Annotated in this window: 18 protein-coding genes; 9 read left to right on the top strand and 9 right to left on the bottom strand. The window is 69.7% G+C overall.

The window, feature by feature from the left end; all coding sequences use genetic code 11:
• Window positions 1–58 precede the first annotated feature (58 nt).
• Complete coding sequence (locus ABD156_RS15490) at window positions 59–844, bottom strand: SDR family NAD(P)-dependent oxidoreductase (protein WP_344272822.1); 786 nt, start codon at window positions 842–844, stop codon at window positions 59–61.
• 101 nt (window positions 845–945) lie between these two features.
• Between ABD156_RS15490 and ABD156_RS15485 the strand changes: the two genes are divergently transcribed.
• Entirely contained in the window at window positions 946–1,551 is a 606-nt protein-coding gene (locus ABD156_RS15485) for a TetR/AcrR family transcriptional regulator (protein WP_344272820.1), read from the top strand.
• Window positions 1,552–1,573: 22 nt separating this feature from the next.
• On the opposite strand, the gene ABD156_RS15480 is transcribed toward ABD156_RS15485, so the two are convergent.
• The gene (locus ABD156_RS15480; protein ID WP_344272817.1) at window positions 1,574–1,921 is read right to left on the bottom strand and encodes a hypothetical protein; all 348 of its coding nucleotides are present in this window, start codon (window positions 1,919–1,921) and stop codon (window positions 1,574–1,576) included.
• A gap of 300 nt (window positions 1,922–2,221) precedes the next feature.
• Here ABD156_RS15480 and ABD156_RS15475 point away from each other — a divergent pair, with 300 nt between their 5' ends.
• From ABD156_RS15475 to ABD156_RS15465, 3 genes are read left to right on the top strand one after another with little or no spacing between them, the layout of a single operon-like run.
• Window positions 2,222–2,437: a hypothetical protein gene (locus tag ABD156_RS15475; RefSeq protein WP_344272813.1), complete on the top strand. Its 216-nt coding sequence runs from the start codon at window positions 2,222–2,224 to the stop codon at window positions 2,435–2,437.
• Complete coding sequence (locus tag ABD156_RS15470) at window positions 2,434–3,888, top strand: sodium:solute symporter family protein (RefSeq protein WP_344272810.1); 1,455 nt, start codon at window positions 2,434–2,436, stop codon at window positions 3,886–3,888. The genes ABD156_RS15475 and ABD156_RS15470 overlap by 4 nt, the downstream gene beginning before the upstream one ends.
• Complete coding sequence (locus ABD156_RS15465) at window positions 3,885–5,054, top strand: amidohydrolase (protein WP_344272807.1); 1,170 nt, start codon at window positions 3,885–3,887, stop codon at window positions 5,052–5,054. Before ABD156_RS15470 ends, ABD156_RS15465 begins: the two co-directional genes overlap by 4 nt.
• 70 nt (window positions 5,055–5,124) lie before the next feature.
• Here the strand turns inward: ABD156_RS15465 and ABD156_RS15460 are convergent, their stop codons facing one another.
• Window positions 5,125–6,591, bottom strand: a complete 1,467-nt coding sequence (locus ABD156_RS15460) for a chlorohydrolase family protein (protein ID WP_344272804.1) — start codon at window positions 6,589–6,591, stop codon at window positions 5,125–5,127.
• A 137-nt stretch (window positions 6,592–6,728) separates the two neighbouring features.
• On the opposite strand from ABD156_RS15460, the gene ABD156_RS15455 reads away from it, so the two are divergent.
• On the top strand, window positions 6,729–7,385 hold the full coding sequence (locus tag ABD156_RS15455; RefSeq protein ID WP_344272801.1) for a GntR family transcriptional regulator: 657 nt from the start codon (window positions 6,729–6,731) through the stop codon (window positions 7,383–7,385).
• A gap of 211 nt (window positions 7,386–7,596) precedes the next feature.
• On the opposite strand, the gene ABD156_RS15450 is transcribed toward ABD156_RS15455, so the two are convergent.
• Window positions 7,597–8,808, bottom strand: a complete 1,212-nt coding sequence (locus tag ABD156_RS15450) for an amidohydrolase family protein (RefSeq protein WP_344272798.1) — start codon at window positions 8,806–8,808, stop codon at window positions 7,597–7,599.
• A gap of 414 nt (window positions 8,809–9,222) precedes the next feature.
• On the opposite strand from ABD156_RS15450, the gene ABD156_RS15445 reads away from it, so the two are divergent.
• A complete protein-coding gene (locus tag ABD156_RS15445; protein ID WP_344272795.1) occupies window positions 9,223–10,680 on the top strand; it encodes a glucosyltransferase in 1,458 nt (485 codons plus the stop codon).
• Between the two features lie 50 nt (window positions 10,681–10,730).
• Here ABD156_RS15445 and ABD156_RS15440 read toward each other — a convergent pair whose 3' ends face one another.
• The 5 genes from ABD156_RS15440 to ABD156_RS15420 all read right to left on the bottom strand — a co-directional run bounded on the left by ABD156_RS15440 (window position 10,731) and on the right by ABD156_RS15420 (window position 17,149).
• Entirely contained in the window at window positions 10,731–11,696 is a 966-nt protein-coding gene (locus ABD156_RS15440) for a class I SAM-dependent methyltransferase (RefSeq protein ID WP_344272792.1), read from the bottom strand.
• Window positions 11,696–14,278, bottom strand: coding sequence for an HAD family hydrolase (locus ABD156_RS15435; protein WP_425546108.1), 2,583 nt, complete (start codon window positions 14,276–14,278; stop codon window positions 11,696–11,698). The genes ABD156_RS15440 and ABD156_RS15435 overlap by 1 nt, the downstream gene beginning before the upstream one ends.
• Window positions 14,279–14,601: 323 nt before the next feature.
• Window positions 14,602–15,438: a class II fructose-bisphosphate aldolase gene (locus ABD156_RS15430; RefSeq protein ID WP_344272787.1), complete on the bottom strand. Its 837-nt coding sequence runs from the start codon at window positions 15,436–15,438 to the stop codon at window positions 14,602–14,604.
• Window positions 15,435–16,322 (bottom strand): 1-phosphofructokinase family hexose kinase, encoded by an 888-nt coding sequence (locus ABD156_RS15425; protein WP_344272784.1) that lies wholly within the window; start codon window positions 16,320–16,322, stop codon window positions 15,435–15,437. The genes ABD156_RS15430 and ABD156_RS15425 overlap by 4 nt, the downstream gene beginning before the upstream one ends.
• On the bottom strand, window positions 16,322–17,149 hold the full coding sequence (locus ABD156_RS15420) for an SIS domain-containing protein (protein ID WP_344274459.1): 828 nt from the start codon (window positions 17,147–17,149) through the stop codon (window positions 16,322–16,324). Before ABD156_RS15420 ends, ABD156_RS15425 begins: the two co-directional genes overlap by 1 nt.
• Before the next feature lie 233 nt (window positions 17,150–17,382).
• Here ABD156_RS15420 and ABD156_RS15415 point away from each other — a divergent pair, with 233 nt between their 5' ends.
• The 3 genes from ABD156_RS15415 to ABD156_RS15405 all read left to right on the top strand — a co-directional run bounded on the left by ABD156_RS15415 (window position 17,383) and on the right by ABD156_RS15405 (window position 20,767).
• Window positions 17,383–18,171 (top strand): DeoR/GlpR family DNA-binding transcription regulator, encoded by a 789-nt coding sequence (locus ABD156_RS15415; protein WP_344272780.1) that lies wholly within the window; start codon window positions 17,383–17,385, stop codon window positions 18,169–18,171.
• A gap of 79 nt (window positions 18,172–18,250) precedes the next feature.
• Complete coding sequence (locus tag ABD156_RS15410) at window positions 18,251–19,432, top strand: Gfo/Idh/MocA family protein (protein WP_344272777.1); 1,182 nt, start codon at window positions 18,251–18,253, stop codon at window positions 19,430–19,432.
• Between the two features lie 57 nt (window positions 19,433–19,489).
• Window positions 19,490–20,767: an ABC transporter substrate-binding protein gene (locus ABD156_RS15405; protein ID WP_344272774.1), complete on the top strand. Its 1,278-nt coding sequence runs from the start codon at window positions 19,490–19,492 to the stop codon at window positions 20,765–20,767.
• The last annotated feature ends 9 nt before the right edge of the window (window positions 20,768–20,776 follow it).

The raw sequence follows: 20,776 nt of genomic DNA, 5'->3' as shown, positions 1-20,776 counted from the left end.
TTTGTCATGCCGCGAAGCTACGGCCCGGCCGCCCGCCGGTTCTTGAACGAATCGCGCATCAGAAGTGCGTGCCGCCGTCGATGCGGACCTCGGTGCCGGTGATGAACGCCGCGTCCTCGCTGGCGAGCATCGCGACGACCGACGCGACCGTCTCCGGGCCGGCGAAACCCTGGCCCAGCGCGGGAAGCAGCTTGCCGAGCAGGGTGAAATCGGCGTCCTCGGGGAAGCCGGGGCCGACGCTCTGCTTGCTCTTGCCGCTGCCGTCGGTCATGCCGGACGAGATCGAACCGGGCTGCACCGCGGTGAACCGGATGCCGTCCTTCGCGTATTCGGACGCCAGCGCGTGCGTCATCGACTGGATGCCGCCCTTGCTCGCCGCGTACGCCGCCATGTACGGGTGCGCGAACATCGCCGACGTCGAACTGAAGTTCACCACCGCGGGCGCGGAACCCTCGCGCAGCGCCGGGATCGACTCGCGGATCACCAGGAACGTGCCGACCAGGTTGACGCGCAGTACCTGCTCGAACGCCTCGAGCGGCATCTCGTGCGTGTGCGCCGACCGCAGGATGCCGGCGGCGTTGACGACCGCGTCCAGCCCGCCGAGCTTCTCGACCGCCGACGCGACCCCAGCCTTGACCGACGCTTCGTCGGCGACGTTCACGACCACAGTGCCCAGCCGGTCCGCCGCGTCGCCCGCCTTCTCGACGGTGTCCGCCAGGCCCGCTTCGCTCACGTCGGCGGCGACGACGCGCCCGCCCTCGGCCAGCATCCGCAGGACCGTCGCCTGCCCGATGCCCGAGCCCGCTCCAGTGACCAGTACGCGGCGTCCTTCGTAACGGTTCATGGTCCGCTCCTTTCTCCAACCGTCACGTTACGCCTAGATGGCAGACTGTGCCACTCTGGCGAGACAGGCACGCTTGGCAGGAATCGGGTAGCGTGGCCGTGGTGAGCGGAAAGACCCCGACCCTGACCGAACGGCGCAAAGCGGCGACGCAGCTCGACATCGCCCGCGCCGCCGCGCGCCTGTTCACCGAGCATGGCGCACAGGGGACGACCGCGGAAGCGATCGCCGCCGCGGCGGGCGTCGCGCCGCGCACGTTCTACCGCTACTTCCGCACCAAAGAGGACGCGGTCGCGCCGCTGCTGGTCGTCGGCGCCGATTCGTGGCGGGAACACCTCGCGTCGACACCCGAAGGCACGCCGTTGCTGAAGGCGGTCGAGGACGCGATCCACAAGACGATCTCCGCCGCCGACGCCACCCGGGAATTCTCCTGGACGCGCGGGTTGCTGCGAGCCGCGAGCGGGGACGATTCGGCGCTGGCGGCGGTGTGGCACCGGGTGAACGGCGAATCCGAAACCCGGCTGCGTCCGGTGCTGGCACGGCTGGCGCCGGAGACGGACGAGGTGACGGTGCACCTGGTCGCCGCGGCGGCGACGGACGCGATCCGGATTTCGCTGGAGATCTGGGCCGGGACCGACGAGGAGGCGGCGCCGGTCGAACTGGCGGTCCGGTGTTTCCGCGGGCTGTCCGCCGGGCTCGCGAGCGGCTAGCACCACGCTCGCGAGCCGCCGGTCAGCGGAACTCGTGCGCGACCTCGATCTCCCCGACCAGGTGCGCGTTGAACTCCGGCAATTCCTCAGCCGGAACCCACAGCTCCAGGATCGTCTCGCCACCGGCCTGCCGCACCGGATAGCGGGCCAGGAACGCCGTTTCGACCCGGAAGCGGGTCACATAGCCCGCACCGTCGTGCCGGACGTTCCAGTCCCGCGCGATCTTCACCGCGTAGTCCTCGTTCAGCACCGGGTAGAAGATCGGCTGTTCCGGCAGCCGCGGCGGCCACGCGCGCCAGCCGGACTGGCGCACCAGCTCCAGTTCGGCCGGGCCGGTCGGGCGCCACAGCTCGGTCGTCGGGTTGTCCATCATGCCCCCTCTCGACGGCACGGTAACCGCCGACAGGAAGCGCGGGCGACCGGTTTACCCAGGCAATTCGGTCTACCAAAGCCCGGGTCGGGCACTGCACCCGGCCAAGCCGCGTCCAAATCGGACAAACGGCCCCGCGTCCGCGCCCGGCGCCAGCCGAACCACTTTCCGCCACCGCCAGCACACCAACCGCCACCGGCGGCCCGGAACGGTCGCGAGCCCGCATCGTTCCCGTCCGCACCCTTGACAACCCGCCACCAGCCGCGCTTATGGTATACCAAACAACGAAGGGTGTGCGCGATGAAGCGTTCCGCAGTGGTGGCCGCGGTGGCCTTCACCCCTTACGTGGCGATGATCGGCGGCCTGCTCTGGTTCAGCGGCGACGGCCGGATCTGGTTCCTGCCCGAGATCGGGTTCTGGATCCTGCTCTGGGTGGCCCTCACGCCCGTCTTCCTCGGCGTCGCCGACCGCATCCGGCGCCCGAGCGCCGCCGAAACCGAGCAGGAGCAGCGATGAACGCGGGCGCGGTGGTAGCGCTGGCCGTGGTGGCGCTGGCGGTGGTCATCGGACTGGCCGCGCGCGGCCGGAAGCAGATGAACCTCGAACAGTGGACAGTCGCCGGCCGGTCGTACGGGACGCTGCTGTTCTGGGTGCTCGCCGCGGGCGAGACCTACTCGACCTTCACCTATCTCGGCGCCTCCGGGTTCGCCTACGCCAACGGCGGAGCGGCGTTCTACATCGCCGGCTACGGCACGTGCGCCTTCGTCCTGTCCTACTTCTTCCTCCCTCCATTGTGGAGGTACGCGAAGAAGCACAACCTCGTCACGCAAGCGGATTTCTTCACCCACCGGTTCCGCAGCCCGTGGTTCGGCGCGCTCACCGCGATCGTCGGCGTGGCGTTCATGATCCCCTACATCGAGGCGCAGCTGCTCGGCCTCGGCCAGATCGTCGAGACGACGACCGGCATCAACCGGGTCACCAGCATGGTGCTCGCGGTGGTGCTGATCGCGGTGTTCGTCTACGCGTCCGGCATGAAGGCCGCCGCGTGGGTGTCGGTGCTCAAGGACATCCTGCTGATCGGCACCGTGCTGGTCGTCGGCATCGCGATACCGGTGCACTACTTCGGCGGCTTCGAGCATCTCATCGACACCGTGCAGACACAACACCCCGGTTTCCTCGGCGTGCCGGCGCCGGGCAGCCCGCTCGGCGTGCCGTGGATGATGTCGACCCTGCTCGTCACGAGCGCGGCGTTCTTCATGTTCCCGCACGCGCTGGCCGCGATGTACACCGCGAAGTCCGAGCAGACGATCCGCCGCAACGCGATCTACCTTCCCCTGTACCAGATCCTGATCGCGCTGACGCTGTTCGTCGGCTTCGCCGCGGTGCTGGTCGTGCCGGGCCTGAAGGGCAGCGCCACCAACGGCGCGCTGCTTTCGCTGACGGTGAAGACCATGCCGTCGTGGGTGGTCGGGCTCGTCGGCGGCGCGGGCGCGCTGGCCGCGATCGTGCCGATCAGCCTGCTGCTCCTGCAGTCCGCGACGCTGCTGGCCCGCAACGTCTACCAGGGCGTCCTGCGGCCGAAGACCTCCGAACTGGGCGTGTTCCGGCTGTCGCGCGGCCTGGTCGTCGTGGTGACGGCGGTGGCACTGTTGTTCGCGATCTTCCAGCCCGCGCTGCTGGTGAACCTGCTGCTGACCGGCCAGAACGGCGTCTCCCAGTTCTTCCCGGCGATCGTGCTGGGGCTGGTGTGGCGGCGGCTGACCAAGGCGGGCGCGGCGACCGGGCTCGTGGTCGGCGTCGCGATCGTCGCGTGGACGGTCCTCGCTTCGAAGAACACGTTGTGGGGCCTCAATCCCGGCCTGCTCGCGATCATCGTCAACGTCGTGCTCACGGTCGGCGTCAGCCTCGCCACCTCCGAACGGCGCGAGCCGACGGTCCGCGCCGAGGCCGTGGAGGGGGTCGCGTGAACCTGTTGCTGCGCAACGTCCGGCCTGGCGGCGGCGATCCGACGGACGTGCTGGTGCGCGACGGCCGGATCGCCGGATTCGGACCTTCCGCCGCGGAGGCTCCTCACGTCCCGGTCGAGGACGGCGAGGGCGCACTGCTCCTGCCCGGCCTCGTCGACGCCCACTGCCACCTCGACAAGACCCTCTGGGGCCTCCCCTGGGTGCCGAACACCTCGGGCTCGGTCCTCGCCGACCGGATCTCGAACGAACAGCGCCGCCGCAAGGAATTCGGGCTCCCCTCGCCCGAACCCGCGGCCGCGCTGCTCGGCGCGATGATCGCGAACGGCACCTCCTTCGTCCGCACGCACACCGATGTCGACCCCGAACTGGGGCTGTCCGGCATCGAGGCGATGCGGGAGGCGGCGGCGCGGCATCGCGGCCGGGTCACCGTCGAGCAGGTCGCCTTCCCCCAGGGCGGCCTGCTCACCCGGCCCGGCACGCTGGAGCTGCTGGAGCGGGCGGTGGCGTCCGGAGTGGAGAACGTCGGCGGCATCGACCCGGCCGGGTACGACCGCGACCCGCGCGGGCACCTCGACGCGATCTTCGACATCGCCGCCCGGCACGGCTGCGGCGTCGACCTGCACCTGCACGACGAAGGTCCGCTCGGGGCCTGGGAAATCGAGCTGATCATCGAGCGGACGAAGGCGCTCGGCCTCGCCGGGAAGGTCGCGATCGGGCACGCGTTCGGCATCTGCGGCATCCCGGACGCGCAGCAGGACCGGCTGATCGAGGGCCTCGCGGAGCAGCAGATCACGCTCACCACCGCGGCGGTGTACGACCGGCCGGTGCCGCCGCTGGCCAAAATGCGGGCCGCCGGCGCGAATGCCGCGTGCGGCAACGACGGCATCCGCGACCTGTGGGGACCGTACGGCGACGGAGACATGCTGACGCGCACCATGCACCTGGCGTACCGCAGCTCGTTCCGGGCCGACCAGGAGATCGAGCTCGCGCTGCACGCGGCGACGTACGGCGGCGCGAAAGCGTTACGGCTCAAGGATTACGGCCTGCGGATCGGCGACCACGCTGATTTCTTCTTGATAGACACAGTGTACCCGGCCGAAGCCGTCGTGTCCCATCCTCCGCGGCGGCTCGTGGTGAAGGGCGGGGCTGTCGTCTCGCGGCGATAGCCCCGGTCCGTGAGGGGAACCCTGGGAGACTCTGAGTCCCTCAGGGTTCCCCTCACGGACAGCAGCCGGGTTATTCCTGGAACGCCGGGAAGGTCGGAGGGAACAACTCCCCCGCCTCCCGGCGTTCGACGTCCCGCTCCGAATACGCGGCGCGCATCTTCTCGAACAACGCCTGCGCACGACGGCGGAGGCCCTGCTCGTCGACGCCGGGCACGTGCCCGTCGACCAGCACCGGCCGCCCCGCGACGACGGAATGCGTTGCCTGGCGGGCGGTTCCGCTGAGCAGGAACGTCCGGATCGGATCGTCCCGCACACCGTCGCGGAGGTCGCCGACGTGGAACGCGACAAGGTCCGCTTGCGCGCCCGGAGCCAGCTTGCCGAGGTCGTCGCGACGGAGCGCGCGAGCACCGCCGAGCGTCGCGGCTTCGACGTACCACTCCGCCGGGGCGGCGTCGGCGCGGTCGTCCATCACCTTCGCCAAGTGCACGCCGACGTCCATGCCGCGCACCAGGTCTGGAGGGAAGGAATCGGTGCCCAGACACAGGTTCAGGCCCGCTTCACGGTAGTCGCGGAAGGAGCGCAGGGCGTGGCCGTAGCGGAAGGACGTGAGCGGGCAATGGATCACCGACGCACCGGCTGCGGCGAGCGCCGCGACATCACCGCGGTCCTCGCCGTAGACGTCGGGGTGGCGGTCGAGTACCTGACCGTGCGGGATCAGCAGCCGGTCGCCGAGCAGGCCGGTGCGCTTGAGCATTTCCAGTGGCGTTACGCCGTAACGGTCCAGGATCAGTTCCCGCTCCAGTACGCCTTGCAAGCAGTGGAGCCGCACCAGGACGTCACGCTGCCGCGCGGCGTCGGCGGTGGCGCGCATGAGGTCTTCGGTGAGGGTTTCGATGCGGCACGGCAACAGAACGCCGTTGACGAGCGGATCGTCCAGTTTCGTTACGTGGTCGAGGAACCGCAGCGCGTCGGCCAGCCCCTCCTCGCCGCGGGGCTCGTCGAAGGCGACCGTCCGGGTACCGTCCACAGTGGCCACATTGACGCCGGAACGGTAAGCGGGGCCGAGATATCCGCGCAGCCCGAGGTTCCGCGAGAAGTCCGCCATCGCCACGAGTTCCTCGTACGGTTCGGCCCACGACGAATGGACCTCCGACGCGATCGGCATGAACGTCGTGATGCCGTGCAGTGCCAGCTGAACGAGCGCGTACTCGCGAATGGTCTGCCGTTCTTCCGGGGTGAAAACGTCGTGGCGGCGGTTCGCGAAGTAGTCCTCGGACCACTGCAGCCCGGTCGCACGGTCTGCGGCAGCCCAGGAATCGAGGACGAGATGGTCCACGTCGGTCAGCGCGTCGAGGTCGATCAGGCCCGGGAGGACGAGCGCTTCGCCGAGGTCGACGTCCAGGTCGGCCGTTCCGGCATACCGCGGGCCGACGTAGGTGACGACGTCGTCCTCCCACACGACCTCGCCGTTTTCCAGCAGGGCGTGCTGTCCGTTCTGGTGGGCCAGCACATGGCGCGCACGCCAGCGAGTACGCATCGGGTTCCTTCCGTCGGTGCATTTAGGTATACCAAACGGCGGAACCTGGCGGCCAGACCTTGCCGGGGGCGGGTTTTTCCGGGAACCTGGGGGAAGGTTCGCCGATACTGTCGGTGACGGCGGCGGGAGGGGATCGGATGGAGCCGGGTTTCGCCTCGGAATCGGAGCGCGTGACGGAACGGCTGCGCAACGAAATCCTCGACGGCACGCGGGCTCCCGGCGGCAAGCTGGTCGAACGGGACCTGGCCGCGGAGATGGGCGTGAGCCGGGTGCCGGTGCGGGACGCGTTGCGCGCGCTGGGAAACGAGGGACTGGTGACGCCGCGGCCGCGGTCGTGGTCGGTGGTGCGGGAGTTCAGCGCTTCGGATGTCGCGGACCTCAACGAGGTGCGCACCGCCTTCGAGGGCCTCACTTTCCGGCTCGCCGCGCAACGCCGCACCCGCGAGGGCCTGGCGCGGCTGCGCGAGGTGCTGGACACGGAACTGCGCGCCGCCCGAGCGGGCGACGCGGTGTCCGCTCGCCGCGCCGCCGCGGATTTCCACGAGGTCGTGACGTCGCTGTCGGCGAACGAGCTGCTCGGCGAACTGGAGCGGACGCTGCGCAGCCGGATGCGATGGCTGCTCGGCCAGCACGACGACCTGGAAGCCATGGCGGCGGAACACGAGCTTCTGTACGAGGCGATCGTGGACCGGGATGTCGAACGGGTGGAACGGCTCGTGCTGGCGCACCTGGCGACGGGCACGAGCGAGGCGGTGCGGCGGCATCCGGCGGAGGAGGCCGCTTCGGCGGGGTGAGCTTGCGTCCGCCAGCCCGTAATTTCCGCCCCGCGGCAGGTGCGATCTCAGCACCTGCCGGCTGCCAGCGACATCCCCCGGCCGTCGCGATTCGACCACCCAGCCCCGATGAACGGCCGCCCTCCAGCGTGCTACCGGTGAGATTCCGCCACCGCCGCGAGACGTCGGCACCAGTCCGGCGGGCTCTCCCGGCCCGCCGGACTTCGCCTTGTCAGAGGTCGACCACGGCCAAACCGTCCGCCACCACGACCCCGTCGTGCAGCACCGTCCGGTCCTTGCCGCGGTCCATCACCGCGCTCGTCGGGGTCTCGCCGTCCACCAGCACGAGGTCCGCGCGGTCGCCGACCGCCACCCCGGGCCGGTCGGCGATGCCCGCCAGCCGCGGGACGTCGTGGCTCATGATCGACGCGCCGCCGATCGTCGCGACCGCCAGCGCCATCTCGATCAGCTCGTCGCGGCGGAAGCCGTGGGTGAAGGCCAGCTGCCAGGTGCGATCGAGGAGGTCGCAGTTGCCGTACGGGCTCCAGTAGTCGCGCTGGCCGTCCTCCCCCAGCCCCACGCGCACGCCCGAGGTCGTCAGCTCCGCGAGCGACAACTGCCGGTCGACGGACGGCGCGACGGTCGCCATCGCGATGTCCAGCTCCGCGAACGTGTCGATCAGACGGCGGCTCACCGCCTCCGAAACCGACCCCAGCTCGTACGCGTGCGACAGGGTCACCTTGCCGCGCATGTCCAGCGCGCGGACCCGCTCGATCACCAGATCGGCCGAGAACACGCCGAGATGCCCCGGCTCGTGGAGATGGATGTCCACCTCGACGCCGTACTTCTCGGCCAGCCCGAACACGACGTCCAAGTGCCCCTTGGGATCCTTGTCCAGCGAACACGGATCGATCCCGCCGACGACCGACGCACCCGAGCGCAGCGAGGCCTCCAGCACGTCCGCCGTGCCCGGCTCGCGCAGGATCCCGGCCTGCGGAAACGCCATCACCTCGACCTCCGCGTGCTTGGCGAAGCGCTCCTTGGCCGCGAGCACGGCGTCGAGCTTCTCGAGCTGGCAGTCCACGTCGACCTGCGCGTAGGTGCGCACGCGGGTGGTCCCGTTCGCGATCATCCGCTCCAGCGTGCCCGCGACGCGTTCCGGCAGCGGGACTTCGGCGTTGCGCCAGTTCTCGCGATCGTTCAGCATCATCGCCCACACGCCCGGCGCGCCGGTGTGCGGCCGGAACGGCAGCCCGATCCGCGTCGAATCGAGGTGGACGTGCACGTCGCTGAACGAGGGGAACAGCAGCCGCCCGCGCCCCTCGACCGCGTCCGGACCAGGCGCCGCCGCCGGATCATGCGGCCGGACCGCGACGATCCGGTCGCCGGCCACCTCGACGTCGCTGCGCTGACCGCCCCAGGGACGGACGTCACGGATCAACACGGAGAGCACCTTTCTCAGCGGGAACGCTTTGGTATACCAAGAATACCGGACGCGTCCGCGAAGCACCTGAAAGCACTGCAGCCAGCCCCGGGCCACACGACCGCGCAGCAGGTTCATCGCCGCTCTCCCGCCAGCGGACAACCGGCCCGCGGGAAGGGCATCGGGTGCCAGGGACCATCAGCCCGATCGACGGCGCGACGCAGTGACCCTTCCGGCTCACCGCCAAATGCGAGCACGTGATGCGCACCACAGTCGATACCGGTAAGAAATTGCTCCGATTTTTCGATAAGAGCAGTAATCGAATGCAGATCGGCAATCGATTACTGCATTCAGCCTAGCCCTGCCGGCTCGGGTCGCGAATGCGCGCACCGCTTCGAGTTCCACGGGACAGATTTCACAAGGAGAAGTTCGATCGTGATCGTCCAGCCGGACGTTGCCGGGCCCATCGACGACGTCGGCTCCCCGCCCGCCGAGCCCGGCCGCCGGCCTTGGCGCACCGGAGCCTGGTGCGCGGCCTGGCTGCTGGCAGCGACCTGGCTCCAGCTGATCCGCGGCCCCGGGCATCGCGCGCCCGACGTGCCGTGGGCCGAGGACGCCAGCGTTTTCGTCAATCAGGCGCTGCGGCATTCCTTCTGGGACAACCTCTTCGCGCAGCACGCCGGGTATCTCCAGGTCGTCGCCCGGCTGCTCGCCCAACCGGTCCGGCATCTCCCCGTCGAATGGTTCGCGGTCTGGCTCGCGCTGAGCGCGGCGTTCGTCGTGGCGCTGGTCTCCCTGCTGGTCTGGTTCCTCAGCGGCAAGGTGGTCCAGACCTTGTGGGCACGCGCGCTGCTGACCGCGCTGGTCCCGCTTCTGCCGCAGGCCGGATTCGAAGTCAACGGCGCGATCTGCGACCTGCACTGGCATCTCGCGTACGCAGCTTTCTGGGTGCTGCTGGTTCCGTCGAAGTCGCTGCGCGGGCAGATCGGAGCCGCGGCGGTAGTCGTGCTGGCGGCGCTCTCGGATCCGTTGACGGCGCTGGTCCTGCCGATCGCGATCGTCGGCGTGCTCCGCACGTCGCGCCGGCGCCTCGCCTTGCTCGCCCCCGCGGCGATGTGCGCCGCGCTGGCAGTCCAGGCCTGGGTGCATTTCACGCAATCAGTGCCGTTCCGCGCGAGCCCGACGAATGTCTGGGACCTCCCCAAGATCTACGGGCTGCGCGTCGTCCTCAGCGCAGTCGTCGGCGACCGCGAACTCACGTCCGTGTACGTGCCCCTGGGATTGCCGATCGTGGTGGCCGTCTGTGTTCTCGTGCTCGCCGGGCTGGCAGTCCTCCTGCGCGTCGCCGCCCGGCCGGCCCGGGTCGTCGCTGTCGCGTCCCTCCTGGCGTCCGTCGCCTACCTGTTCGTCTCGGTCGGATTGCGCGGCACCGGCGGCGTCCTGCCCCGGGAGTCCTTCGGGCTCGGAGATTCCCGGTACACGATCGTCCCGCTGCTGCTGTTGTGGACCGCGGTGATCGTCCTCCTCGACCAGGCGGCGGCTCGCTCCGATCCGGCACGGAACGCTCGCGGAGCCGGGACGTCGGCGCTGATCGGAATCGTGACGGCCGCGTTCCTCGGCATCCAGCTGCTCAGCGACTGGACCCTGCCCACGGTCCGGTCGTTCGGCCCTTCTTGGAGCGCCAGCCTGCGGTCCGCCGAAGCCGTCTGCGAGAAGCCGCCCGCGGAGCGCGCCCCGCAACCGGCGCCCCTCGTCGCCGAGAGACACGGAAAGACCTCCGCGCCGATTTTCCCCGGGCCCGACGACGTCACGATCGTCGTGGCGCCTGAACCGCCGCCCGGCGAGCCGCTGTTGTTCGGAGTCGTGCTCCCCTGCTCCGCGCTCCGGAAATAACGTCGCGGCGCGCACCTGCCGGACAGGTGCGCGCCGCGAACTAACTCATTTCAGCGCTTGCGAAGCGCCTCCCAGGCTCGATGCAGCTCCGCCTTCAATTGATCGATTTCGCGCCGCTGGGCAGAAACCGTGTCAGCCAATTGATCGGCGTGCCCGGCCTGCGCCGCCGCTTCGTACTGCATTTGCAGCACGCGGGTATAAAGCGCGACGCGGTTGTTTTCCATCGTCGCGAGCAGGTTCGAATTCGAGTAAGGGCGCAACGCGTCCGCCAGCCGCTCGTCTGCGTCCGGGGTCGCGCGATACAGCACGCCCATCCCGAAGACGGCGGGCACCAGTTCGAACCGCCACAGCTCATTCCCTTTTCTGCCAAGGACGTCCTCGACCGCCGTGGCCACGCCGTTGCGCTCGCCGCCGGCGTGCCGCGCGACCGTGAACGCTCCCGCTCCGACGAACCCGGCAGGCGTCAGTTCGTCATGCCAAGCGGTCGGGCCGTCCGCGCTCGACTCGTGTTTGTCAGCCGGGGCGAGCGGTGAGGGCTCGTAGTACAAATCCCTCCGGGCGCACGGCCACATCAGGTCGTGCATGACGACGACGGCGCCGGGCGCGTTCTCGAGGATCCAGCTCAGCTCACGCTCGACGACCGCGTAGTTGTGGTCGCCGTCGAGCACGTAGAGATCGGCGACCGGCAGTTCCGGCAAAACCTCCGGCGAGGGCGTCGTCACCAGGTGCAAAGCCGGGTTCTCGGCCAGCGTGGCGCGCAGCCGCGCGGTCGCACCGGGATCGACGCAGTAGACCGCCGTCGCTCCCAGATCCAGGTACATGCCGCTGACCTGGCCCGATTCGACACCGACCTCCACGACGGACCGGATCTCGCGATGCGCGAAAACGACCTCGAAGATCTCTCGGAACACCGTCATCGAATGCAGCAGCAGGGGCTGCTTCCGGGCTTCCCGCATCTGGCCGTACGGATCGTCCCTCGTTCCGGCACGCCGGGCCAGCGACGAAGAGCTGTCCATCAGTGTCCCCTCAGCCGGCGCGCGGCGATCCGGGCGGCGCCCGCCGTCACGCCCATGACGCCGCGTTCGCGGAACTCGTCCCGCACCTTCGCGGAAATCCGCGCCGTCCGGTCGGCGGGCGGCATCCGGTAGCCGAGCCCCGATCGGGACCGCGGGAGCATCGCGAAAGCGACGGTCACCTGGAGGGAGCTGACAGTCGCGCCCGCGGCTTCCCCGAGGGGAAGCCAGATCGCGGCGAGAGGCGAATGGAACTCGACCATGTTCGCGCCCAGCCACGCACAGTCTTCGTAGTGCAGCCGGGCGAAGTCGTCCGTGCTGTTCCAGTGCAAGGTCCGAGGCCGTCCGCCCGCGATGGCCTTGACCTCGATCCAGTCCACGCGCACGAGCGCGGGCCTGCCCGGGACTGCCAGCGAGACCAGTTCGATGTCCGTGTCGTGGACGTCCATCCGGGCGAACGAAAGACCGTTGTGGTTGATCCGCACGCGACGGCTCGTCCCGTCGTGCCACTGCCCGTCCCCGGTCCGGTAGCGCAGGGTCGTGGCCGACGATTCCCCCGCGGGCTCGAACATGGCCGGGTCGACGAGTCCGTTGTGGACCGCCCTGGCCGCGGCTCCGAGGTGCGGGTCGGCCGCCGCGAGCAACGCGGGCCAGAACGAATCCCGCATCTGCAGGTCTTCGAGGTCGCTCGGCGAGAGGTACGGAACCGCGGGCACCAGGTCGTCCGGCAGCACCCGGGTGACCACCGTCGAACCGAAGTTGTCCTCGTGTTCCCAGTTTCCGAACACCGACGCCTCTTCGGCAGTAGGCAGCTTCAGCGAGGAGACGAGGATGTTGGCCAAGCGCTCCTTCGCGGTGTCCACGAGCGTCGGCCACATCGTGTCGTTCAGCGCGACATAGCGGTTCCACTGCCGCTGAAACGCCCGGATTCCGTTCTGCACGGCGGCGCGCTCCAGGTTCTGGGCCTCCCGGCCCGCCGCGACGCCCAGCACCGGCGAGCCGTCCTCGGCGAAGTCGACGAGCGAGCCGCACAGGGCGTTGACCGACTGCTCCAGCACCTCGGGGCTGCGGACCACCGCGCCGACCGCGTCCGCCGGATGCCCGGACTGGCCGAGATAGCCTTCGGCGCGCAACCCGGCGAGCAGGACCTGGACGGACCGGTCGTCGGTCGCGAGATAGAGGCCCGCCGGTTCGATGTCGATTCCCGCCAGCCGCAGCACCCGCGCGAGCTGCAGCTGGATCGTGCCGCCCCAGCCGAGATCGACCAGCGTCAGGTCCGGCCGGTCCAGGGCTCCGGCGTCGCGCAGCGACCGGACGAGCCGCTCTCGCGACGCCGTCGCGGTCACCGCGAGCCGGTTGACCAGATGCGGCATCTCCGTGAGCGCTACTCCCAGCCGCTCCGCGATCTCGTCGTTGTCCAGCACGGTGTCGAGGTCTTCGGCCAGGTGCGGCACCTCGCCGACCCGCAGGTGCAGCATCTCCAGCAGCTGCCGGACGGTCAGCTCGTGGCGCTTTCGCACGAACTTGACGATCTCTTCCCGGTCCGCGCTCTCCAGCGCGGCGATCGAAGTGACCTGGCGCGAAAGCCAAACCGGCTTCGCGGTCACGTCCCATCCGCGTGCCCGTGCCGCGTTGTTGACCAGCTCGGACAACAGTTCGCCTTCGCGCATCGGACACCAGACGACCGGGGTGCCCTCCTGGTGCGCTTTGAACGCGACCCATTCGGCGAAGCCGGTCAGCACCGGCCCGACGATCGACGCGCCGTAGCGCCAGGCGGTCTTCGCCCCGCCGGTCCCCTCCGGCGAAAAACTCTGCAGAGTCTTCGCGCGCAGGCTCGTGATGCCGAAGTCGCCGCGATCAGGGTCGAAATGCGGAGCGTACGCGCCGAACGGGTCGACCGGCTCCTGCTCCCGCTCGAGGATCCTCGCGTAGGCGTCGTCGACCCGCTCGTAGTGCACGGTCCGGATGCCGAGCTTCTCCGGGACCTCGCAGTCGGCGACCTCGTTGTCTCCGACGTGCACCACCTGCTCGGGGCTGACGCCCAGTTCGGCCAGGACGATCTCCCACAGGCCGGAAGCCTTGTCCTTGCCGTGCTGGTGGGACCGGAAGACCCGGGCGCCCTTCAGCGCTTCGAGGCCAGGGCGGTCCAGCAGGAGCGCCAACTGGTCCTCGGTGAAATACGTGTCGGAAACGAGGACGACGGGAACGCCGTTGTCCCGCGCCGATTCGATGACGGCCGCGACGTCGAGGTCGACAACCGTGAAGTCCCGCTCGGCGTCCACCTCGGCCTGGACCAGGTCTTTCAGCGAGGAGCCCCGGAAATGCCGGAGCGGCATCGCGCGCCAGATGTCGAAGAGCGACACCTCGCCGCCGGCGGCCTCGCGCCGGGCGTCCCGCTCCGCGACGATGCGCATCCGCCGGAAGGCCGCGTCGGACACCCAGTCCTCGCACTGTCCGCCGCGGCGGAGCCGGGAGCCCAGGACGCCGAAGAGATCGGCGGGGCGCGGCGTGCGCCGCCAGAGAATGGTGTCGAAAACATCGAAAGAAACAACCGAACAAGAACCGTCTGCGATGACCTGGGTCACCTGCCGGAGTCTTCGGTGCTCGGTCTCGTTATGGTCGGGCATGATTCCCCCTCTTCGAAGCTGGTCTTCTTCGAAGAAAGATATCCCAGCCCTTTCTTCCCGATTCACCCGGACGGGTTAGTTATCTTGCCGTGACCGCTTCTTCGGCGCCAGCCCCGCCGGACCGCGAACACCGCACCCGGCATTGACGGCCGATCAGCGGATCCGGCTAGGCTAAACGACGTAAACTGCTCCTGGGCAGACCCTGGACGCCTGGTCCCGCCCGCCGTCGCTCCGCAAATTTTTGACCGGCGAGCTCGCGCTTCCGGTTACGGCATTACGGGTCAACCGGCGAGCAGGCGCAGAAGCCGAGCAGTCTCCGAAGCCACCGCCGTCCTTCCCAGCCTGACGTACTTTCTCGGGTCCACCGCCTCCGGCTGTTCTTCCAGGAACTGCCGGACCGAGCGTGTGAACAGGCCATTCAGATGCGTTGAGATATTCACCTTCGTCATCCCGCTCACCACGGCGCCGCGCAGTTCTTCGTCGGACAGGCCGGACGAGCCGTGCAATACCAGCGGGACCGGGACGGCCTCTCGCAATCGGGCGATCAGCGAGCGGTCCACCTGAGCAGTCCGTTCCACCATCGCGTGGGACGTGCCGACTGCCACTGCCAGCGCGTCGACACCGGTCGCGGCCACGAAGTCCGCTGCTTCGGCCGGATCGGTGCGGGCGCCGGGGGCGTGTACGCCGTCCTTGCCGCCGACCTCGCCCAGTTCCGCTTCCACTGCCACGCCCGCGTCGTGGCACCGGTCGGCGATTTCCCGGGTCGTGCGCAGGTTTTCCGGATAGGGCAGGCGTGATCCGTCGTACATCACGCTGTCGACGCCCAGTGCGATGCCTTCGCGGATCAGCTCGGGGTCTTCGATGTGGTCCAGGTGCACCAGCACGTCGACGGACGCGCGGCGGGCGATTTCCAGCGACGCCACGGTGATCGGGGCCAGGCCGCCGTGGTAGCGGACGCAGTTTTCGCTGATCTGCAGCACCACCGGTGATCCGGCTTGTTCCGCGCCTTCGGCGATGGCCTCGGCGTGTTCCAGCATGATCACGTTGAACGCGCCGACGGCGGAGCCGCGCTCGCGGGCGGCGGCCAGCAGCCGCGGCAGGTCGGGGCGGGTGATCATGCGGGGGCTCCGTTCAGGAATCGTTGGTAGGCGGGCAGATCGACCTCGCCGGCGACGGGGCGGAGGACGGCTGCGGCGCCGAGCGCCGCTGCTGCGCGCAGGGCTTCGATCAGGGGGCGGCCGGCGGCGAGGGCGGCGGCCAGTCCGGCGGTCGCGGCGTCTCCGGCCCCGGTGGGGTTGCCGTGCACGCCGGGGATGGCGGGAACGGCGAAGACACCGCCCCGGGTATAGGCAGCAATTCCGTCGGCACCGCGCGAGACGACGACCAACTCCGCGCCAAGGCGGAGAAGCATCGCCGCACCGACGGCCTCATCGGAAGCCGCCGTAGCGTCGAGAAGCTCAGCCCGGTTCGGCTTCACCACCGCACCAGCCCGCGCCGCGGCCAACAGAGCTGGACCAGATGCGTCGACCAGGGTCCGTACCCCGCGCTCCCTGGCGATGCGGACCCACGCAACGACCACGTCCGGCGAAGCGCCGCGCGGCAAGGAACCGGAGACCACCAGAAACCTCGCACCAGACAAACACTCGGCCAGGCGCCTGCCGAACGCTGCCCATTCCGCTTCGGACACTTCCGGCCCGGGTTCGGTGTAGACAGTCGGATGACCGTCCCCGGCCACCGTCACGGTGGTGCGGTTCTCGCCGGAAATCGGGACGTCGTCGAACGGAATGTCCAAGGCGGAACCGAGCCACCGGCCCGCATCGCCGCCCAGCGGGAGCACTGCCCGGACCGGGACGTCCAGGGCGGCGAGCACGCGGGCGACGTTGACGCCCTTGCCGCCTGGTCGTCGTCGCACCTCCAGCACCCGGTTCGTTTCGCCGGGAGCGTGGGCGCCGATCCGGTAGGTGACGTCGATCGCCGGGTTCGGCGTCACGGCGACGATCATCAGACGAGGATGACCGAGCGCGTCAGCGAGCGCGGACGGTCGGGGTCCAGGCCTCGCCGGGCGGCCAGGGCGACGGCGAAGCGTTGCGCGACAACGAGTGCGGCCAGCGGGTCCAGGTCGTGGTGCACGAATCGCGCGCCGGTGCGGGCGACGTCGTCCGCGAGTCCGGCGGGCGGCGAACCCAGCGACCAGACGAGACGGCCTGGCTGAGCGATCGCGATCGGGCCGTGGCGGTAGTCCATGGCCGGATAGGACTCGGCCCAGAATTGGGCGGCCTCGCGGGTTTTCAACGCGGCTTCGCAGGCCAGACCTACGGCGGGGCCGCGGCCGACGAAGGTGACCTGTTCGGCGTCGAGCAGGTCGTCGATCGGTTCGGTCAACGCCTCGGAACAGGCTGCGGCGAGCTGGTCGATGTCGTCGCCGAGGCCGGCGCGCAGCAGGGCGAGCGCGGTGGTGGCGAACCGGGTCTGCACGACGGATTGTTCGTCGGCGAAGGAAAGTTCGACGACCTCGTCCGCGTGTTCGGCGGCGGGGCTGTCGCCGACCGCGGTGATCAGCACGGTGCGCTGCGCGGGCAGGGCGGCGAGCAGGTCGATGATCTCGGTCGTGGTGCCGGAGCGGGAGATCGCCACGACGCGGTCGTATTCCCGCGACGCCGGGTATTCCGAGCCGGCGAAGGCGTCGGTGATCCCGTGGCCGCGTTGTTCGCGGGCGACGGCGTAGCTCATCGCGATGAACCAGCTGGTGCCGCAGCCGACGACCGCCACGCGTTCGCCCGGCTGGGGCAGAGCGGCGGACGGGGCGAGGGCGGCGGCCGCGCGCCACATGTCGGGCTGGGAAGCCAGTTCGGCGGCCGCGAAGGAGCCGGGGGCATCCGGAAGGGAGGACACGGGATGGAGGCCTTTCGATCCAGGGCGAGGGACGTGATCGCCTCTCGCACCCTACTTGAGCGTTTTTGATCAGTCCATACGCTCAAAAGCACTTTCGATCACGCAGCCGACGGGGCGCGCACTCTAGGATGAGCACCGAACCGCCTCCGACCAGGAACGAGAGACCCGGCATGACGCCCCAGCAACGCCTGAACGCCCTGCTCGAATTGGTGAGCGAACGGGGCAACGTCACGATCGCGGAGATCGGCGACGCGCTCGGCATCTCCCCCGCGACCGCGCGGCGGGACCTCTCGATCCTCGCCGACCAGCGGCTGATCACCCGCACCCACGGCGGGGCGGCCGCGCTGGGCACCGGCTACGAGCTGCCGCTGCAGTACAAGATCGCCCGCCAGGCGGAGGCCAAGACCGCGATCGCCGTCCGCGCCGCGGACCTGGTGCGGCCAGGCGAAACGGTCGGCATCAACGGCGGCACCACGACCACCGAGGTCGCCCGCGCGCTGGGCAAGAGCGAGCGGTTCGTCCGCGCCGACGGGGAAACCGGGCTGACCGTCGTCACCAACGCGCTCAACATCGCCTACGAGCTGTCCGTCCGCGCGCAGGTCAAGATCGTCGTGACCGGCGGCGTCGCGCGGCGGCAGTCCTACGAGCTGGTCGGCTCGCTCGTCTCGGAAGCGCTCTCGGCGTTCGCGCTCGACACGGTCATCCTCGGCGTCGACGGCCTGAGCGCCCAGTACGGCGCGACCACGCTGCACGAGGGAGAAGCCGAGGTCAGCAGGCATTTCAGCCAGGTCGCGCGGCGGGTGATCGTGGTCGCGGACGCGACGAAACTGACCAAGGCCACGTTCGCCCGCATCTGCCGGCTCGACGCGATCGACGTCCTGGTCACCGACGCCGAGGTGCCCGCCTCGTTCGCCGCCGACCTCGCCGCGGCGTCCGTGGAGCTCGTCGTCGCCGGATGAGCGGACTCGCCACCCATTGCGCATTTCTGATTGATTTGCCATCATCCAGATCAATATCACGCAGAAGTGAGGTGGCGACGTGGTGAACCCCGGGGTGCTGCGGGTCGGAGTGGTCGGCGTCGGCCTGCGCGCCGAGATCGCCCGGCACGTGGCGGAATCCGGGGTCGCGGCGGAGATCGTGGCCGCTTCGGATCCCGCCGAACGAGGCCGGGCGCGAGCGCACGACCTGTTCGGCGCCGTCGAGATCGTGTCCGGACACCGAGAACTCGCGAATCTGGTCGACGCCGCGATAGTGACCTCGCCGGACTGGACACACGCCGAGATCGCCGTCGACCTGCTCCGCGCCGGAGTGGCGGTGTATCTCGAAAAGCCGCTCGCCACCACGCTTCCCGACGCGGACGCGGGCCTCGCCGCCGCGCGGGAAACCGGCACGAAGCTCTACATCGGACACAACTTCCGGCACGCAGCCGTCGTCCGCACCTTGCGCGACGTCGTGACGCGCGGCGAGATCGGCGAGGTGAAAGCCGTGTGGTGCCGCCATTTCGTCGGCAACGGCGGCGACTACTACTTCAAGGACTGGCACGCCGACCGCAGCCGCGTGAACTCGTTGCTGCTGCAGAAAGCCAGCCACGACCTCGACGTCATCCACTACCTCGCCGGCGGTTTCACCCGCCGCGTCACCGCGATGGGCAACCTGGCCGTCTACGGCGGGATCACCGACCGGAGCGGCCAAGGCGACCGGCTCGCCGACGACTGGTTTTCCTTCGACAATTGGCCCCCTGCCGCGCAAACCGGCCTCAACCCGGTCGTCGACGTCGAAGACCTCTCGATGGTCCACATGCGACTCGACAACGGTGTCCTCGCCAGCTACGAACAGTGTCACTTCACGCCCGATTACTGGCGCAACTACACGGTGATCGGCACCGAAGGCCGCGCGGAGAACTTCGGCGACACCGGCGGCGGAGTGGTGAAAGTGTGGAATCGCCGCCGCGAATGGTCAGCGGACGGAGACCGCGAGCACCCGATCGACGGTGTCTCATCAGGACACGAGGACGCGGATCTCCTGACCATGACCGAATTCCTGCGCTACGTCGTGCACGGCGACCCGCCGGAACTGTCGCCGATCGCCGCCCGCGAAGCCGTGGCGGCGGGCGCGCTCGCCACGCAATCCCTGCGTTCCGGCTCCGTGCCGATCGACATCCCTCCCCTCCCCGAAACGCTGGCCGCCCATTTCTCCCCGCCGGAAGGAACCCGCAGATGACCTCGCTCTCCCGCCGTCCCCGCCCGCACCGCTAGCGCAGGGAAGGAAAACGCCCTCATGCGCGTGCGAACCCTGACCCGGCGCGGGTTTCTCCGCGGCGCGGCGGCCATGGCGCTGGTGCCCGCCGCCGCGGCCTGCGCCGAGGCCCCGGCCGCCACGTCCGGACCGGTCACCGTCGAAATGTGGCACGGCCAGAACGACACCGGCCTCAAAGTCCTCAAGCAACTGGTCGCCGCGTTCGAGCGCGAGCACCCCGACATCCGGATCGACCTCGGCGGCGGCGTGCTCGCCGACGCCATGCTGCAGAAGGTCACCGCGGCGCTCGCGTCCGGTTCTTACCCGGACATCGCGTACATCTTCGGCTCCGACCTCGCCAGCATCGCCCGCAGCCCGCGAGTGGCCGACATGGACGACGTCGTGCACGGCCAGTTCTGGAAGCCCGCCCTCGAAGCGGTCACCGTCAACGAACGCGTCCGCGCGGTGCCCGCGATGCTCGACTCGCTTGCCGTCGCCTGCAACAAGAAACTCTTCCAGGACCACGGCGTTCCGCTTCCGGACGAGAACTGGCGATGGCCGGATTTCGTAGCCGCCGCGAAGAAACTGACCAACCGCGACCAGGGCCAGTTCGGCACCGCCTGGCCCGGCGCGGGCGACGAGGACACCGTCTGGCGGCTGTGGCCGATGATCTGGGACCTCGGCGGCACCATCGTCGGCCAGGACGGCCGCAGCATCGGTTTCGCCGACAGCGGGGTGCGCGCGCTCGACGTGCTCCGGCAGCTGTCCGCCGACCGCAGTGTCTACATCGACCCGAAGCCCGGCTCCGAGCAGATGTACCAGGCCTTCGCCTCGGGCCGGATCGCGATGGTGCCGACCGGTCCGTGGCAGCTGCCCGACATCGCCGACGCAGGGCTCGACTACGCGATCGTTCCGCTGCCCACCTTCACCGGAAAGCCGATCACCATCTCCGGTCCGGACACCTGGACGGTGTTCGACAACGGGGAGCGGCGGCTCACCGCGGCCAAGACTTTCCTGCGCTGGCTGACCGCGCCGGCCCAGGATGTCGTCTGGGACGTCGGCGCGGGCAGCCTCCCGCTGAGCGCCGAATCGCAGCGTCTTCCGGAATGGCAGCGCAAAACCCAGGACACCGCCGGTCTTTCCGTGTTCGTCAAGTCGCTCGAGAACTCGCACGTCCGCGCCAACCACCCCGCCTACCCGCAGGTTTCGCAGGCCGTCGCCGCGGCGATCGTCTCCGTGCTGCTCGGGCGCGCGACCCCCGCCGACGCCATGCGCGACTGCGCTTCCGCGGCCAACGCCGCCCTCATCATCCCCCGTTAGGACCCCGCC

The sequence above is a fragment of the Amycolatopsis albidoflavus genome, assembly GCF_039525725.1.
In the GTDB taxonomy this organism is placed as follows: Bacteria; Actinomycetota; Actinomycetes; order Mycobacteriales; family Pseudonocardiaceae; genus Amycolatopsis; species Amycolatopsis albidoflava.
The sequence above is the reverse complement of the archived record's forward strand: the minus strand, read 5'-3'. Positions and strand labels throughout refer to the sequence as shown.